Here is a 17469-nt window from a genome sequence, read left to right as displayed (position 1 = left end):
GGTATCGTTAAACATAGCTAAAAGGCGATCGTAATTGCTGTGACGAGAACGACGGTGAGAAATCTTATAAAGATGAATGGCTTCATCTAAGACAATAATTAACCCTTTATAGCCAATATCCGAGACAAATTTCGCCCATAATTTAAGGTAGTCATACCAAGTATCATCATCAATCGTCACCCGCACATCAAGACTGCTGGCCTTTGCTTCTGTTTTTGTTGCAAATTCCCCTCGCAACCACCGTAAAGCAGCTTCTTGTTTATCGCGATTTTCCTCCCGATAGCCTTGCCAATAAGAAATAATAACATTAGCAAAATCAAAGCCATGTACTAAGCCTTCTAAATCATCAATAACTTGGCGAATCCTATTTTCAACTTGTTCGTCAAATCCTTCATCTCCTGGGCGCTTTCCCGTCGCTTGGGCAACTTGAGATAAAATGCTACTCGTCCATTTTTCTAAAATCAACGCGATCGCGCCTCCTTTTGGAGAAGTTCGCGTGGCAATATTTTTCATTAATTCCCGATAAGTTGCGATCGCCTGATGTTTGCTCCCCGCAAGGCGCAATTCTGGCGATAAATCCGCATCGGCAACGACAAACCCTTGTTCCATCGCTAAGTTACGCATGAGTTGTAACATAAAACTCTTACCGGCACCGTAGCGTCCAACAATGAAGCGAAAAGAGGCTCCTCCTTCCCTAATATTCTCTAAATCCCTGGCGATCGCGCCAATTTCCTTTTCTCGTCCCACAGAAATATGCTCCAACCCTACTCGGGGAACAACTCCCGCAGCTAGGGCATTAATTAAAGCTGTAGAAACGCGCTTGGGAATTTTGGGCATTTTTAGAGAATTCTCCTTGGTTATTCGACCTCTTGAACGGTCAATAGAGTGGCAAATTGTGCGGCAATAGGTTCAGCGATCAAGGAAGCATATTCTTCAAGAATTTTCGGGATTCCCGCTCCTCCATTAGACTCAAATAAAATATCGCCTAATGTATTGAGTGCTTTTTCATTTAAGGCTTCAATTAATACTTCCGGCATCATGGCCTGTTGATTAATAATTATTTTTAACTGTTCTTCATTTTTTTCCAAAATTGCTTTTAATGCCGCTTTTTCATTATCATCTAATTCTTGTGTAAAGTCTAGCCATTCTGGGGGTAAATTTAGGAAAGATTTTGCCGAGGATCGCCCATTTTTTGAGGATTTAGGTTTGCTTTTATCTTTCTGCTGAGATTCAATTTCATTTTGCAGGGCGGCAATGCGATCGCGTTTTTCATTGAGAACCGTTTCCAGTTCTTGTTTATCCTGTTCCAGAGCCGATAAAGAGAGTGCAAATTGTTCTTGAATTTGTTGGAGATGCTTAAGTTTTCCTTGGGCATCTTGAACATTGCGTTCGAGTTGCTTTTTCTCTTCTTTTAAGTGGAACACCTGTTGTTGTACAATCTCTCTTTCTTCTTGTCGGTCTAAAAGGAGAGTTTGGAGTTTTTCGAGTTCGTTATTGAGTTGCTGTAAGCGACTTTCAGTTTCTTGCAGTTGAACGGTTTTAGAGAAAAAGGCACGATTAATCGTTGCTTCTGTCTTAAAAGAGGGTTGTAGGCGGGCAGGAGGTCGATAATAGTGGGGCGTTTCGGGTTCTGGCGATACCTCGGGGCTTTCCTGAAGTTCCCGATGCAGGGCGTTACGCTGCTGATGTAATTCCGAAACGCGATCGAGCAAGCGGGTGCGCTCTAAGTTCAGCGCTTGGACGCTGGCCTGAATTTCCTGCTGGGTAGCCAATGCCGAGGAAATCGCCCCGTAGAGGTGCTGACGCTGCTCTGAGAGGGATTGAATTTGATAGCGTAGGGCGTTACGGTTTCGTTTTTCGTGCTTGCTCCAATGCAATTGTGCCGCGATCGCGCTAGTATAACTGGCGGCCAGCGCGATCGCCCCGGCGATGGAGGCGGATTTTAAATTGCGATGAACGAGCCATCCCAAGCCAAAACCCAAGCCAAAGGCGATCGAGCCGAGTAAAATCTGGTTAACGAGCTTTTGTTTGAGAAATCGCATCGTGTTAGGGGAAACAGCAGTTAGGGGAAACAGCAGGAATCCTTCGACTGCCCTCGCTTCGGTATTCGCTAATTTATTATAAGGACTCCTCGGCACTTTGCGAAATTCTCTTTCCTGACGGTGGGATGATTATTGTTCGATCGATTCTCATTCTATTGGCAAATCTTCAGGATTGTTCGCCACAATATTCTCAAAATCATTTAGCATTATTTATTAAGAATAAAAAGAAGCAATATCAAGTTATGGTCAACGCACGCACGGGAGAAGTTCAAGGCGATCGCCCTTATAGTTGGCTTAAAATTACTTTAGCTGCGATCGCTTTTCTGATTGTCGCGATCGCCTTTGCTGCTTTTCTGTTTTCTCTTCAATAGTGACATCTTCCGCATTTCTTAGGAGCCGTTACTATTATTATTATTATTCATCAACCAAGGACGCAGGAAAAGAAAACCCGCACTAAATGCCGTCAGGATCATTAAGGCGATCGCGATCGCCAACAACCAGCCGCTAATATCTCCAGAACTATCAAGAAGGCTCAAACGACGGTTTTTAGAAGGTTCTTCCACCTCGATCGCATATTCTTCCTCCCGATCCATCTCTTCAAAAGCAGGTTCGGGAGAGGGGGGCGAATTTAAAGGGGGAGGAGGTGCAGGTTTTCCTTCTGAGGGAAAATCGGCGATCGCGGCTTTCTCTAACCTTAAAGCAGAAGGATTGGCTTCGTTAGCGTTACCCTGTACTTGTTGAAATGCTTGCACGCATTGGGTAATTTTAGCCAACTCCTGTCGCATCAGTTTGTTATCATTGGTTAACTGATGATTTTGTACCTTTACCGCCTCTAGTTCGCTTTTTGTTGTCTGTAGTTCTTTCGCCAATTCTCGATAGACGCTAATGGGAACCGCAGGGCGATAGTTTTGCTTCCCTTCAGTTGCTTTCCCATTGTCCTGATTTTTCTGATTTTCTTGTTGATATTTAAACATTCTCGCTTTGCAATAACATCAATAAGGCAACAATTCAGCGTTATTGTCGGGGTGAGAGGGAGAAAAACCGGAGATAAAGCTGCCAAATATTCATCATAAATCAATCCTTTGGATTGCTAAAGTTATTGCTACAAAACCTTAATTTTTGATTTTAAGATCAACTTTTTTGATTTAACCGTTAGCAGATTGCAGCAAGGTAAAAAAGACATCGCAGAAACCGTTCCCGCACCATTCCTAGAGGGAACTTTAAGGTAGAGGAAACATCGTCTTTAACCTGTTTTCTATTCCCTCCCTCTCCACATTATTTCCGAGGAAAGCGACGACGTTGCAGAAAATCGGGGATATCCAAACCATTGCCCAAGTCTTGGGGGCTAGGAATGGGAGGAGAAGGGGGTGCGGGACGGGGCTGCATCGTGTTGGTGGGGGGAGCCGGACGACGGGATTTCTGCGCCGTTGCGGGGGCATAAAGGGAGGGAGAAGCCCCAGTAGCACTGCCCGAGAATCCCGTGGCGATCGCCGTAATTTTAATTTCTCCTTCCATCGTGTCATCGATCACGGCACCAAAAATAATATTGGCATCAGGATCGACGACCTCATAAATAGTTTCGGCGGCGATATTAACTTCATGGAGGGTGAGATCGGGACCTCCCGTAATGTTAAAGACGACCCCTTTGGCTCCTTCGATGGAAGATTCCAAGAGAGGGGAAGAAATCGCCATTTGAGCAGCTTCGCGGGCGCGAGATTTGCCTGTTCCCTCACCAATACCCATCAAGGCCGATCCTGCGTCTGCCATCACCGCCCGCACGTCAGCAAAATCCACATTCACCAGCCCAGGGATGACAATAATATCGGAGATACCCTGTACCCCTTGCCGCAGAATATCATCAGCAATAATGAAGGCTTGTTGAACAGGAATTTCCGCAGAAATAACCGAGAGGAGCTTGTTATTGGGAATAACAATGAGGGTATCGACACAACTTTGCAGCCCGGCAATGCCTTCCTCTGCTTGGTTCATGCGGCGGCGACCTTCAAAGGTGAAAGGCCGGGTAACAATACCGACCGTCAAACATCCCAATTCTTTGGCAGTTTCGGCAACAATGGGAGAAGCACCAGTTCCCGTACCGCCCCCCATGCCCGAGGTAATGAAGACCAGATCGGTTCCTTCGAGGGCGTTAGCAATTTCGTCGCGGGACTCCTCCGCAGCCTTTTGACCGATCGCCGGGTTTCCTCCCGCCCCGAGTCCTCGGGTCAATTTCTGACCGATTTGTAAGCGATTTTCGGCGGGAGTAAGTTCGAGGGCTTGGGCATCGGTGTTAATGGTCCAAAATTCTATGCCGCTAATTCCACTATCGATCATGCGCTTGACGGCATTGCACCCGCCGCCGCCTACGCCAATCACTTTGATTTTTGCTGCATTGCTCGGCACGATGTTATTTCTCCCTGGGGTTTCTTGAGGAAGGCTTAGGTAGTCGCTACTGGGGGGAAGAGATGTCCCGATATGATTAAAAGGTAAGTTGCTCGCCACGATTACGGAACGGTGAGTGAATTGGATGGATACTGTATTTATAGTAAGCCTTAGTTTACCGAATATCGTCGGAGACAGATCGCAATTTTCAGATTTTTTGTTAAAAGGGAGGGGAAAGGGGGAAATCTTGTAGGGCGATCGCCGCGGTGGAGGTGCTTCTCTACCCCTCTAAAATATATGGTCTGAGGATTAAAGGGTACTGGTGATGTTGCGATCGTGAACTATAATACTGGCTAGATCAGAGTTTTTTCACAATGACTCAAGAATTAGTAGATTTAAGAACGGCAATTTTAGAGGGTCGTTATGACGAGGCTTTAGTCATTGTTGACGATCTGGAGTTTATGTCGCGAAAATCAATCGTTCTGAATCTGGAATCATATTTGACGAGAATCTTGATACATTTAATCAAAAATCAGGTTGAGCAGCGTTTAACAAATTCTTGGGCTGTATCGATTCGAGAGTCCACGATACAAATCAAGAAAATAAATTTAAGGGATAATCGGAAATCATATTATCTCAAATACGAGGAGTGGAATGAGCTTTTAGATGATGTTTTTGACACGGCGATAGATCGAGCAAGTTTAGAAATATCTGAGGGGATTTCCGATCCAGAACAATTATCTGAAATGGTATCTCAACCTTTAATATTTACGGCGGCCAAATCTTTAATTTTGTTGACTTATAATCAAGAGAATATTAAAGATGCAATTAATCAAGAATTGGGGAAATTACCAGGAGGTGAAAAATGGAAAAATTAGAATTATAAATCACGTTAGTTCAACTTGCTTTAGAGCGATAACTTAAAATTAGAAATCAGGTAAATTCCCATGTTGGACGAATCTCCCTCTAAATTTATTACCCCTTCCCTTAAACCCTCGCGCCAAAAAGTTTTGGGGGCATCCATCAGCGCGATCGCCATTCGCCGTCATATTGGTACTTTAATGCTGGCGATCGCCTTAATTGTAATCGGTCTTTTCTTCATCTCCCGCTTACAAGTCGATCTCCTTCCCGCCATAACTTATCCTCGCATTGGCTTGCGTGCGGACGCAGCAGGCATCTCTCCCCAAGTGGCCGTAGAGGAGGTCACAAAGCCCTTAGAAGAGGCTCTCAGCGCCACGGAAGGGGTCGTACAAATCTTTTCTCAAACTCGCGAAGGTCGCATCAGTATCGACCTTTTTTTTGAACCGGGAGGGGATATCGATCAAGCCTTAAACGACGCGACAGCAACCCTCAACCGCGCCCGCGATCGCCTTCCTGATATTATTGAAGAACCGCGCTTATTCAAATTTGACCCCTCTCAACTTCCCATTTACGAATTTGCCCTAGAATCTTCCCTTTTATCAGATGTCGAATTAAGAACTTTCGCCGATGAAGAATTCAGCCGAGAATTAGGCATTATTCCAGGAGTTTCGGGAGTAGATGTTTCGGGAGGACTGCGAGAAGAAATTCGCATCAATATCGATCTCAACCGTTTACAAGCCTTGGGGGTGAGTTTACAAAATGTTTTAGATGCGCTACAAGAACGCAATCAAGACATTGCTGGAGGACGGTTAGAAGGAGAAGCAGGAGAACCTTTAACGCGGACAGTAGGACGGTTTCACAGTATTCAAGAACTGCGAGATTTATCCTTAGAAATTGAGAATAATTCCGATACAATTTTAGGAAAGCGACGCATTTATTTACGCGATGTCGCTGAGATTATTGATGGCAGTGAAGATCGACGAGTTTTTGTCACCTTAAACGGAAAACCAGCCGTTAAAGTGAGCATCCAAAAACAACCGGATGCCAATACAATTGAAGTTGTTAAAAATGTTAAGAATCGTATTGAATTCTTACAAGAAGCGGGAGTCATTCCAGCAGAAATGGAAATGATTACAACTTTAGATGAATCTCGCTTTATTCAAAATTCTATTCGTAATGTCGTCCAAGCGGGATTAACGGGGACAATTTTGGCCGCGATCGCAGTATTTGTCTTTTTAGGATCTCTCCGGCAAACTTTAATTATCGTTGCCGCAATTCCCCTTGCAACTCTTACAGCCATTGTTTTAATGAAACTCTTTGGTTTATCAATTAATGTCTTTAGTTTGGGAGGATTAGCATTAGGAGTGGGAATTGTTGTTGATAATTCCATTGTCATGTTAGAAAATATTGCCGATGGTATAGGGATAGATGTAGAAAGAGAAAGAAGAACTTATTTTTCTTCGCCAGATGTAATTGAAATGGCACAAGTTAAGGCACAACAAGTAGAATCTGCTTTAATTGCTTCAACTTTAACTAATTTAGTCGCAGTTTTACCTTTTTTACTGATTGGTGGATTTATTTCTCTCCTCTTTAATGAATTAATTTTAACCATTAGTTTTGCCGTTGCAGCATCTTTGCTTTTAGCCCTAACTCTCGTTCCGATGTTAGCTTCTCGTTTACTGGCTATTCCTGCAAGCAGTGGTATTAACAAGTTTTGGTTTTTCCGTCAATTTAACCGCCAATTTTCCGGTTTGCAAATCAACTATACTCGCTTACTTTCTCAAGTTATTCGTTTTCGCATTCTCGCCATTCTTTTAGCTTTTCTTCTCTTGGGTGGAGGAAGTTGGTGGATGCAAGATCGAATTCCTCGGGAAATTCTGCCTCCTATTAATACCGGACAAGCACAATTAATCGTTCAATTCCCTCCTGGAACGACTTTAGAAGCAAATAAAGAGGTCATGGATGCTACGAATCGAATTCTCAAGGAACAGCCGGAAACCGACTATATTTTTACAACTGTGGGAGGGTTTTTATTTGGGAATTTAACCATTTCTAACTTACTGAGAAGTTCGAGTACAATTACAGTTAAACCTGAAACTAATCTTCCGGCATTTATTGCAAGAGTTAGCAAGGAGTTTCAAAGATTAAATTTGGTCAATACTCGCCTGCGTTTAGTTCCCGAAAGAGTTCGGGGAATTATCCTTTCTAATTCTCCTATTTTTCGAGCCGATCTGGATATTATGCTCCAAGGAAGTGACGAAGAAATGTTAAAGCAAGTCGGAGACAAAGTTTTAAAAATATTGGATGAGAATGCAAAATTAGCGCGTTTTAGTCCCGATGCTGATGCACCTCAACCGGAAGTTCGCATTATTCCACAATGGGAAAGATTAGCCAGTTTAGGACTGAATACGGAGAATGTTGGAGATACTATTCAAACGGCTATTCAAGGAACAGTTTCGACGCAACTACAACGGGGCGATCGCCTCATCGATATTCGGGTACAATTAGGCGAAGAATATCGTCAGCGCACTGCCCAATTAATGCAAATTCCTCTCTTTACTAACAATAATCGCCCAGTGCGTTTAGAAGATGTTGTGACGTTAGAAGAGGGAGATGCACCCGCAGAAATTCAAAGAATTAATCAGCGTCAGGTGTTTATTATTGCAGGAAATTTGAATGAAGGTGCAAGTTTAAGTGGTGCTTTGGCAGAGGTTAGCACAATTTTAGAGACGATTGAATTGCCTTCAGGAGTACGTTTTTTACCCAGTACCACAGCAGAAAGTAATCAACAATTACAAAACTCATTAAAATTGTTAGGAGGACTAGCAATCTTTTTGGTTTTTGTCGTTATGGCAGTTCAATATAATTCCCTAATCGATCCTTTTGTCATTATTTTAACTGTTCCTCTCGCCTTAGCTGGGGGTATTTTAGGATTGTATATTACGCAAACTGCGATCGGGGCAACAGTGTTAGTAGGGGCAGTTCTCTTAGTAGGAATTGTTGTTAATAATGCGATTATTATGGTAGAATTGGCCAATCAGATTCGCACAGAATACGAATGCGATCGCGCTACGGCAATTTTAAAAGCTGCACCCCAACGATTGCGTCCCATTTTGATGACGACGATTACTACAGTATTGGGATTATTTCCTTTAGCATTAGGTTTAGGAGAAGGTTCTGAATTTTTACAACCCTTGGGAATTGTTGTCTTTTCTGGTCTATCCGTCGCAACAGTGTTAACTCTATTTATTATTCCCTGTTTCTATGTTTTATTACATCCCTCTCAATCTGTTTCACGGTATAAACCTTGATGATATATTCCTAAACTATCCTTCTTACAAGAGATTTTCAAAAGGATGAATCTGTTTCCAACGATAGATATTAAAGTCTCGTCGATCTACTGAAAAAATACGTCCATGTCCTAAATGTTCAGCTAAAATGATAAGAGACGCATCGGCTAAATCCATTGGCAGATCGCTATATTGTTCCAGAAGTTGTGTGATTCTGGCAGTATGATGGGCTTCTAAATTAAATACAGAAAAGACTCCGCGATCGAGAGAATTCAGAAAATGAATTTGAGATTTAACGCCTTTACGAGTTAACAACAAATAACAGGTTTCTGTAATCACACACCATGTTGTAATTAGGGGTTCATTATGTTTTTTAAGTGCTTTTTTTGCTTCTTGATGGTGGCTATCTGTGAGATCGATAAGAGCTAACCAAAATCCAGTATCAGCGATTATCATATTTTTTTGCTAGTGTTTGAGCCAATACATCTTTATAGGTTGTAGATAAGTTTTCTTCGATGGCACAGTAACCAATCAACCCTGCTTCTTCCAATTGCTCATAGGTGCTTTTTTCAGAACTCTCCTGTTTTAGTTCGGGTTGAGGATAGTGTTTTTTGAGTAACTGAATGAAATCGATGAGAAGTGTTTGTGCTTCTTCTGGCAAGGTGTCAATATATTGGCGTATTGTTTCAAATGCAATCATTTTTTTTTAAATAATTGAGTTACTCCACTATTATATTATAAGTTTGTGAGCAAGTCAAGTCAATAGAGCGATCGCATTGCCTCTCTTTTCTCCATTAATCAAAAGCGATCGCATTGCGCTACAATGATAGTATTGCATTCAAATGGTGAAGAAACAATGACAATTAAAGAACGATTAATTAAAGAACTGGAAGAAATACCAGATACAATTGCTGAGGAAATGCTGAATTTTTGTTTGTTTTTGAAACATAAAAATCAAACTCAAACAAAAGAGCAAGAAAAATCAGATTTATTAAATTTCTTACATGATGTAGAGATAATTAGCCAGGAAATCCCTGCGGAAGAATGGGAAAAATTACCTGTAGATTTATCAAAAAACTTAGACTATTATCTCTATGGAACGCAGAAAAATTATCGAAGCACTTGCCTACGATCGCCATTTTGAACAAGCAGGTTTTATTGCCTTGTTGCGTCAAACTTAATAAATATTAAACTTAATTTTTAAATGCGATCGCATTGCGCTATAATAATAAATAGTATTGCATTCAAATTGAGTTTATCTTCTCTAACAAAATAGAGGCATTATGATACAATCTCTAACCATACCTCAAAACGATACCGAAGATTTAGGAATTGAAGATTTACAAGGGAAGATTACCCAAAGAGTAGTTTTACCTAATGTAAGTTGGCAAACTTATCAGGTTTTGTTAGTTGACTTAGGAGACAGGAGATCGACTCGTTTAGCTTACGATCGCGGTGTATTAGAAATTATTATGCCTTCAGATATTCATGAAATTAATAAACATCTTTTAGAAAGAATTATTATTGCATTAACGGAAGAATTTGATATGCCTATTCGTGGAGTAGGTTCTGTAACTCTCAACCGTGAGGATTTACAGCGAGGTGCAGAACCAGATGCAGGGTTTTATATTCAAAATGCGGCTAAAATTCGCGGCACAAAAATAGATTTAGAAATCGATCCACCTCCCGATCTCATTATCGAAGTGGATATTAATAGTTCTTCAAGTCGTCGGTTTCAAATTTATCAAGATTTGGGCGTTTCTGAAATTTGGCGCTGTACGAAAAAGACATTTAAAATCTATCAACTCGAAGCAGAAAAATATGTCTCTTGCGATCGCTCTCCGACATTTCCAGATGTTCCCGCAACTCTCATCAAACAATGGTTAGATTTAGCAGAAATCGAGCTAGATGACAATGCAATGGTGCGATCGCTTCGTCAGTGGGTGCGCGATCTAAAGAATGAGAAGAAGTAGAGGTTTTTAGGGTGCATCTCAGTTTTGTAAAAAGTTTTGTAAAAAGTTTTGTAAAAAGTTTTGTAAAAAGTTTTGTAAAAAGTTTTGTAAAAATAGCGAGCAAGATGCTCGCACTACCCCCCATTATGGTTTATTGTAGCTCCCTAGCTCTAATTATTCGGAGCAATGTTGTAAATTTGCAACTTTGAGATGCACCCAGTTTTTAGAACTTGAAGAAAAAGTAATGAGTTCAAAGTCGGACTTAGGATCGCCTTGCTTCTCGAATAAATTTTTCTTGCGATCGCCACATCCTCCCGTCGTTCCTGCTAAAATCGATCAATACTTCTGTACGTTGACACGCGATCGCTCTTCAATTCCTAATTCCCAAGAGAAAATTGGCGAGCGATCGTGACTAAATCGATATATTGATCAATGGTTCATGTTAAGAGCGTCGAACTGTCTCATTTCAAGTCATTTGGGGGGACAACGAACGTTCCATTACTAACAGGATTTACGGTAATTTCCGGCCCCAACGGGTCGGGAAAATCTAATATTCTTGATGCGCTATTATTTTGCTTGGGGTTAGCCAGTTCTAAAGGGATGCGAGCAGAACGTCTTCCCGATCTCGTCAATCATAATCATCTTAACCAAAAAGGGACTTCTGAAGTTAGTGTTTCTGTTACGTTTGATTTATCGGATTTAGAGGGAACAAGCAACAGAGAACAGGTAATCGTTGAGAAAGAAGCAACAGAGGAAGAGACAACAAAGGAAGACCCTGAATTCTCAGAAAATGGAGAATCTCAACCCCAGACTCCAGACTGGAAAATAACGCGACGGTTGCGGGTGACGAAAGGGGGAAGTTACTCCTCAAACTATTTTATCAACGATGAACCCTGTACGGCGGGGGATTTGCACGAACAATTGCGACGACTGCGGATATATCCTGAAGGCTATAATATCGTGCTGCAAGGGGATGTTACCAGTATTATTAGCATGAATTCCAAAGAACGCCGACAAATTATTGATGAGTTGGCTGGAGTTGCGGAATTCGATCGCAAAATTGAACGGGTTAAATCAACATTAGAAGAAGTTAAGGAAAAGGAAGAACGCTGTCAGATTATTCAGCAGGAATTAACGCGATCGCTGGAAAAGTTGGCTGGCGATCGCATTAAAGCAGAGAAGTATAAAAAACTCAAGGCGCAAATTCAAGAACAACAACAATGGGAAGCGATCGTTGTTTGGCGTTCTTTGCAGCAACAGGAACGAGAAGTACAAGATAAAATTATTGCAGAAGATGCAGAATTGACCAAGTTAGCAGAGAAGTTAGAGAAACTCATTGTTAAGATTGCTGAAGCAACCAAAAACTTAAACGATCTCAATACACGGGTTAAAGAATTGGGAGAAGATGAGCAACTTTCTATCTCTTCTCAATTAGCTAGTCAAAAACTTAAACGCACTCAACTTCAACAGCGTCAACAAGAGTTAAATTCGCTTTTGCAACAAGCCGAAGCAACAATTTCACGCACGACTCAAGAAATCGAACAGTTTCGGAATGACTTCGATCGCCTCAGTCAGGAACAGTCGGTGTTGGAAAATGAAACAATGGAGAAATTACAGGTAGAATGCGATCGCGATCGTAATAATTTAGCAGCATATAAAGACCAAGCCAATGAACTCGCTGCTGCGTCGGATATTTGGGTTCAACAACAAGCCGCTTTAAGCAAGCATATCGGTTCCTTGCAAAAACTAATCGATCCTCAGCGTACAGAACAAGCACAATTACAAGAACGCCAAAATCAACTCGAACAAAAAATAGTAGAACAAACTCAACTGTTGCGATCGGTTGAAGAAGAACTTGCAACACAAAATGAAAATTTCTCTAATTTTAATGATACAGCTTTTGCAGCAGAAATTCAAGCGATCGCGCAACAATTAGCCACGGCTGAAGAGGAACGAAATCTGGCTGAAGAAACGCGAAATAGATTGTCAAATGAACAGCGAGAGAAACAGCGACAATTAGACAAATTAGAAGCCAAAGCTCAAGCACAACAAGAAGTACAAGGAACGAATGCTACCCAAATTATCCTCAAAGCTGATATTCCTGGGGTATGTGGTTTAGTGGCACAATTAGCGCAAGTCGAACAGCAGTATAAACTTGCTCTAGAAACAGCAGCCGGAGGAAGATTGGCTAATATTGTAGTTGAAGATGATACTGTTGCATCGATGGGCATTCAATTATTAAAACAGAAAAGAGGAGGACGAGCTACATTTTTGCCTTTAAATAAAATGAGAAAACCCAATATTCCTCAATCTTCGCCGTTAAATTATGCGAAAGGATTTATTGATTTTGCTTTTAAATTAATTGATTGCGATCCTAAATATAAGCCAATTTTTGCCTATGTTTTTGGCACGACTGTTGTTTTTGCAACCTTAGAAGAGGCTCGTGCTAATCTAGGAAAAGCTCGGATTGTCACCTTAGAAGGAGAGTTATTAGAAAGTAGTGGGGCGATGACTGGAGGAAGTATTAATGCGCGTTCTTCCCTCCATTTTGGTACCGCCGTTCCCGAAAAATCCCAAGAGATTAATACTCTTACAAATCGTTTAAATGAAATTGAAATTATTCTCGAAAAATGCGAGAAATTGCTATCAGATAAATCGGAAATTGTCAAGGAATTGAGCCAAAAGTTAACTGAAACTCGGCAGCAGCAGCGAGAACAAAATCTCCGTCAAGAACAAGCAGAAAAAGAACGCGATCGCCTCTCGAAACAAAAGGAACAATTAACCGTACAATTAACCCATAATTGTCAAGAATCGGGTAATGCTAAAATTCGCCTACAAGAATTAGCAAAGACTTTGCCCGAATTAGAACAGCAACTACAAGGAGAACAGGAAAAATTAGCAGAATTGGAAGAAAATCAAACTTCTAGTGAATGGCAAGAAATTCAAGCCTTGATTAAAGAACAAGAAAAAGAACTGCAGGTCAAAGAACAGGCATTTCGTCAAGCAGAAAATCAATTATTAGACCTAGAAAATCAATGTTTGCGCTTGCAAGAAAAAGTAGAGCGATCGCGGGCAATGCTGACGGTAGAACAAAAGAAGAAAATAGAAGCAGAACAACAACAAATCAAAATTACTCAAGACTTAACCAAAGTTGAAGAGAAAATTCAAGAAAGTGAAGGACTTTTGCAACTGTTATCCAGCGAACTAATGGAAGCGAAACGCGATCGCGATCGGGCTGAAGAAACTCTCCGCAGTCTCCAAGATAGTCAACAAAAAACAATTTGGCAACAGCAAAAAATCCAAGATAGTCAACAAGAACGCCAGGCATCTTTAGCCAATTTACAACAACAGCGTCAAGAACAAGAATTAGAACTTCCCGATCCTCTTCCCGAAGTCTCCGATCTCGTTCCTTCAGAAGGAGAAAAACTGACCGCAGAAACCTACACAACTCACCTCGAACAACTCCAAAAAGAACTCCGCAATGCTCAACGTCGTCTCGAAGCAATGGAACCAGTTAATATGTTGGCATTAGAGGAACACGAACGCACAAATGCACGCTTACAAGAACTGTCAGAAAAACTAACAACTTTAGAAGGGGAACGTACAGAACTATTACTCCGAATTGAAAACTTTACAACCCTTCGTTTCCGTGCTTTTCGAGAAGCCTTTGATGCTGTAAATGAGAACTTCCAAGGCATCTTTGCCAGTCTTTCTGAAGGTGACGGCTACTTGGGTTTAGATGACGAAGAAGACCCCTTTTCTGGGGGATTAAACCTCATCGCCCATCCCAAAGGAAAGCCCGTACAGCGTCTCAGTTCTATGTCTGGAGGAGAGAAGTCTTTAACCGCACTTAGCTTTATTTTTGCCCTGCAACGCTATCGCCCTTCTCCTTTTTATGCCTTCGATGAAGTAGATATGTTTTTAGATGGTGCAAATGTGGAAAGGTTAGCTAAAATGATTAAAAGACAAGCAGAACAAGCGCAGTTTATTGTTGTTAGTTTGCGTCGTCCCATGATTGAATCTGCACAACGGACTATTGGGGTAACACAAGCACGAGGGGCGCATACTCAAGTATTGGGAATTAAGTTGTAAAATTTAGTAAGTAAGTAGTAGAAAATCAAAGATTAACTAGCCAATTGTTTCCTAATTTCACTTTAACATAAAATCATCAAAAAGTTCCTAAGTAGTCGGACACAAACATCGTAACGTGTGTAAAGAAAAGTAAATAAGAGTTAAGATGAATTTTGCCTAAATTTTTCCTGGATAGCCGCATTTTCAATCTGATTGCGAAATGTCTCGATCATTGCAATAACTTCTTCGTGTAACTCCATATATCCTGCACTATCAATTGATAAATAATCGCCATGTGCAATACTATTTCTCGATTTTAAAAGTTGTGTATCAATCAAGATAGCTTTGGTAGAGTAAAAAGAAAAATCTATTCCTAAAATAGATGTAATTTCTTGTAAAATTTCAGAAGAAAGATTTGAACCTGTAGAAATTATATCTTTGGGTAGATTGCATCTTTGCTCTAGTTCGGTAAGAAAAAAATCACAGACAGGGATATACAAAGATGGTTTATTCGTTTCTTTTGCTTCAGTAAGTTTTTCTTTCATCGCTAAAGCCAAAAAATTACTAGAAATATCTTTATATTTGAGCTTTTTAAACCTAATGTAATCTAAATAAGCATTAGCTGCAAATTTGATAAAACCTTCCCAATGAGCATAAAGAATACATAAGCCACTACGAACTAATGCCTTATGCTCTCGTGGCGTAAAACTTCTTGTTGCAATTAAAGATTTCATTGCTGCAAGTTCTCTCTTTCGCCAAGCAAGATCGCCAGACAATTTATCGCTAAGTTCTTCTAAAGTTCGGATTTTCATGATGGAGAAAATATCTCCCGACCGAGAGGAATAAGATAGGGTAAGCGCCTAGTCGCATTAACTCCAGCTCCCGACCATTTTTTATAAGTTTCATGAGACCAAATACTTTTAATTCGACTTAATATTTCATCAGTTGGAGGAGGATTTTGATAATGATATCCAATTCCTAATGCTATTACCTCATAGGCAGATAATAAAAAGCCTCCCAGAAATCTATCCTCCTCTAATTTATATCGTTTAAAGCTATTGTCGCCCATTATTTTATCAAGAGTCTCGAAAGTTTGATTGAACGCATTTTCTATATTGCTACTATCCCAATCTTGTTGACTAGCCATTGTACGCATACTCTCTGTTAAAAAAATATGTACATCTCCTCCCAATTGTTTCAGATTTTTCTCATCTTTATCAAAAAGAAGAACAAACCGTAAAACTAATTCCATATCATATTGTTCTTCATAGAGCCGATCGCTCAAAGAAATACATTTTTTAAACAACTCATTATCTGCAAGGGAGCGTATCAATTGATACATTTTTTTGTTTAGCATTAAAAGAATACAATTTCGCACTTCTTGTGGTGTTGCAATTGAGCCTCCTGTATTGAGCCGTTGAAATAGTTCGTATTTAATCATTTCATCGCTTTCTTTTTCAACAATATTGACTGCGATTTTTGCGCGTTTTATTAACAAACGTTGTGGTTGAGTTAAAGAGTTTTTTAGATCGTCTGGATCGTTCCATTTTTTTCCTTCTAAAGAAGGGAGATATGTGGTTTGTTGTAGAGAAAAAGGTATCTCATCTTCTGGATCGATCGGTTTAATTAGACCTACAAATTCATATATTGTTGAAAGTCTTTGCAAGCCATCGATAACATCCCAAATCCCATCATCTCTTTGGCTGACAAAAACGGGTGGGATTGGTATCCCCAAAAGAATTGATTCTATAAAAATTGATTTTTGACGTTTTGACCATCTGAAAAATCGTTGAAAATCTGGGTGAATATCAATTTCATCACTCTGATAAAGATTGAGCCATTCACCAATAGACATGGAGTAACCATCTGTCCGAATTTCTTTTCTTGTTTTGTCAATTTCTTCTTGTAGAGACATAATTTCAGAAGTCCTAAATATTAATCTACCTAAATATTAATCTATCTCGATCGCATCCCCCCAAATCCCCCAAACCGAGAAAATATTCCCGAAACCGAGATCGATCCGTGCGATCGCGACACGCAATCGGTACAATAACCCTAGCCAAAATCGAACCGCTTGACCTCATCTGAGGGTAAACTCAATTAATATTGCTCGAACCCTCGTTCGCTGAGTACCAAAGACTGAAGTATGAAAAATCGCCAGCGCCTAGGACTACTGATTCTCACCATGACAACCTTTTCCGTCGTTGTCGCGGGGACCGGTATTTATTTTCTCTATCAGACTGCACTACAACAAGAACAAGGGCGATTGGTAGACAAAGCGAAACGCCAAGCGCGTTCCTTGGAAGCGCTTAAGGGGAAGGAGGAGAATGAAGAAGCCCTCGTTAAAACCCTGACAGAGACCCTCAAAGCCTCCCCTGAATCTAGCAAAACCGGAGAAATTCTCCTCGCCAAACGCGACGGCGATCGCATTGTCTTTTTACTCAGCCAGCGCAACAACCAAACCAGCACCCCCAACCCGATCCCCTTGGTACAACAAGATCGGGCGGAACCTACCCATAAAGCTATTGCAGGAGAATCCGGCAGTTAAATTGGTCAAGACTATCGCCAAATCGAGGTGATTGCCGCCTACGAACCCGTTGTAGACAGCGATTTGGGGGTAGTGGTCAAAATTGACCTTGATGAATTCCGCGCCCCCTTCCTGCAAATTGCCCTGTTGGGGATTGTGGCGGCCATTGTAGCCAGTACCCTTGGCGCGATCGCCTATCTGCGGCTGAGTCGCCCTATGTTAAAGGAATTAGAAGAAAGCGAGCGCAAAAACCGCGCTATTGTAGAAACTGCCGCCGATGGAGTCATTGTCATTGACGATCGCGCGATCGTCGAAACCTTCAACAGCAGTGCCGAAAAATTATTTGG

At 41.0% G+C, this 17469-nt stretch carries 17 protein-coding genes; 9 read left to right on the top strand and 8 right to left on the bottom strand.

Going from position 1 to position 17469, the window contains the following annotated elements:
* Both VB714_RS04405 and VB714_RS04400 read right to left on the bottom strand, forming a co-directional pair.
* The coding region (locus VB714_RS04405) for an ATP-binding protein (RefSeq protein ID WP_323221570.1) at positions 1-837 on the bottom strand (837 nt) is incomplete at its 3' end.
* Between the two features lie 20 nt (positions 838-857).
* Positions 858-2138 (bottom strand): tellurite resistance TerB C-terminal domain-containing protein, encoded by a 1281-nt coding sequence (locus tag VB714_RS04400; protein WP_323221568.1) that lies wholly within the window; start codon positions 2136-2138, stop codon positions 858-860.
* 146 nt (positions 2139-2284) lie between these two features.
* On the opposite strand from VB714_RS04400, the gene VB714_RS04395 reads away from it, so the two are divergent.
* Positions 2285-2413 (top strand): hypothetical protein, encoded by a 129-nt coding sequence (locus tag VB714_RS04395; RefSeq protein ID WP_323221566.1) that lies wholly within the window; start codon positions 2285-2287, stop codon positions 2411-2413.
* Positions 2414-2431: 18 nt separating this feature from the next.
* Here the strand turns inward: VB714_RS04395 and VB714_RS04390 are convergent, their stop codons facing one another.
* Together VB714_RS04390 and ftsZ are read right to left on the bottom strand one after the other, a co-directional pair.
* Positions 2432-3016, bottom strand: a complete 585-nt coding sequence (locus VB714_RS04390) for a hypothetical protein (protein ID WP_323221563.1) — start codon at positions 3014-3016, stop codon at positions 2432-2434.
* Between the two features lie 301 nt (positions 3017-3317).
* Positions 3318-4445 (bottom strand): cell division protein FtsZ, encoded by a 1128-nt coding sequence (ftsZ, locus tag VB714_RS04385; protein ID WP_416309600.1) that lies wholly within the window; start codon positions 4443-4445, stop codon positions 3318-3320.
* A 350-nt stretch (positions 4446-4795) separates the two neighbouring features.
* Between ftsZ and VB714_RS04380 the strand changes: the two genes are divergently transcribed.
* Together VB714_RS04380 and VB714_RS04375 are read left to right on the top strand one after the other, a co-directional pair.
* The gene (locus VB714_RS04380) at positions 4796-5299 is read left to right on the top strand and encodes a DUF29 family protein (RefSeq protein ID WP_323221559.1); all 504 of its coding nucleotides are present in this window, start codon (positions 4796-4798) and stop codon (positions 5297-5299) included.
* A 69-nt stretch (positions 5300-5368) separates the two neighbouring features.
* Positions 5369-8593, top strand: coding sequence for an efflux RND transporter permease subunit (locus tag VB714_RS04375; RefSeq protein ID WP_323221557.1), 3225 nt, complete (start codon positions 5369-5371; stop codon positions 8591-8593).
* Between the two features lie 24 nt (positions 8594-8617).
* Here VB714_RS04375 and VB714_RS04370 read toward each other — a convergent pair whose 3' ends face one another.
* Together VB714_RS04370 and VB714_RS04365 are read right to left on the bottom strand one after the other, a co-directional pair.
* On the bottom strand, positions 8618-9028 hold the full coding sequence (locus VB714_RS04370) for a type II toxin-antitoxin system VapC family toxin (RefSeq protein ID WP_323221555.1): 411 nt from the start codon (positions 9026-9028) through the stop codon (positions 8618-8620).
* Positions 9015-9272: a hypothetical protein gene (locus tag VB714_RS04365; protein ID WP_323221553.1), complete on the bottom strand. Its 258-nt coding sequence runs from the start codon at positions 9270-9272 to the stop codon at positions 9015-9017. Before VB714_RS04365 ends, VB714_RS04370 begins: the two co-directional genes overlap by 14 nt.
* 156 nt (positions 9273-9428) lie before the next feature.
* Between VB714_RS04365 and VB714_RS04360 the strand changes: the two genes are divergently transcribed.
* The 4 genes from VB714_RS04360 (at position 9429) to smc (ending at position 14616) form a co-directional block, all read left to right on the top strand.
* Positions 9429-9716: a hypothetical protein gene (locus tag VB714_RS04360; RefSeq protein ID WP_323221551.1), complete on the top strand. Its 288-nt coding sequence runs from the start codon at positions 9429-9431 to the stop codon at positions 9714-9716.
* 139 nt (positions 9717-9855) lie between these two features.
* The gene (locus VB714_RS04355; protein WP_323221548.1) at positions 9856-10545 is read left to right on the top strand and encodes a Uma2 family endonuclease; all 690 of its coding nucleotides are present in this window, start codon (positions 9856-9858) and stop codon (positions 10543-10545) included.
* A 223-nt stretch (positions 10546-10768) separates the two neighbouring features.
* The gene (locus tag VB714_RS04350; RefSeq protein WP_323221547.1) at positions 10769-10936 is read left to right on the top strand and encodes a hypothetical protein; all 168 of its coding nucleotides are present in this window, start codon (positions 10769-10771) and stop codon (positions 10934-10936) included.
* A gap of 20 nt (positions 10937-10956) precedes the next feature.
* On the top strand, positions 10957-14616 hold the full coding sequence (gene smc / locus VB714_RS04345) for a chromosome segregation protein SMC (RefSeq protein ID WP_323221545.1): 3660 nt from the start codon (positions 10957-10959) through the stop codon (positions 14614-14616).
* Positions 14617-14756: 140 nt separating this feature from the next.
* Here the strand turns inward: smc and VB714_RS04340 are convergent, their stop codons facing one another.
* Together VB714_RS04340 and VB714_RS04335 are read right to left on the bottom strand one after the other, a co-directional pair.
* A complete protein-coding gene (locus tag VB714_RS04340; protein ID WP_323221543.1) occupies positions 14757-15407 on the bottom strand; it encodes an MAE_28990/MAE_18760 family HEPN-like nuclease in 651 nt (216 codons plus the stop codon).
* The gene (locus VB714_RS04335) at positions 15404-16510 is read right to left on the bottom strand and encodes a DUF262 domain-containing protein (protein ID WP_323221541.1); all 1107 of its coding nucleotides are present in this window, start codon (positions 16508-16510) and stop codon (positions 15404-15406) included. Before VB714_RS04335 ends, VB714_RS04340 begins: the two co-directional genes overlap by 4 nt.
* A 231-nt stretch (positions 16511-16741) precedes the next feature.
* Between VB714_RS04335 and VB714_RS04330 the strand changes: the two genes are divergently transcribed.
* Positions 16742-17143 (top strand): hypothetical protein, encoded by a 402-nt coding sequence (locus VB714_RS04330; protein WP_323221539.1) that lies wholly within the window; start codon positions 16742-16744, stop codon positions 17141-17143.
* Positions 17144-17170: 27 nt separating this feature from the next.
* Positions 17171-17469, top strand: a 299-nt coding sequence (locus VB714_RS04325) for a PAS domain S-box protein (RefSeq protein ID WP_323221537.1), incomplete at its 3' end; no start/stop codon positions are given.

The sequence above is a fragment of the Spirulina sp. 06S082 genome, assembly GCF_034932145.1.
Taxonomy (GTDB): domain Bacteria; phylum Cyanobacteriota; class Cyanobacteriia; order Cyanobacteriales; family Spirulinaceae; genus CCY15215.
The sequence above is the reverse complement of the archived record's forward strand: the minus strand, read 5'-3'. Positions and strand labels throughout refer to the sequence as shown.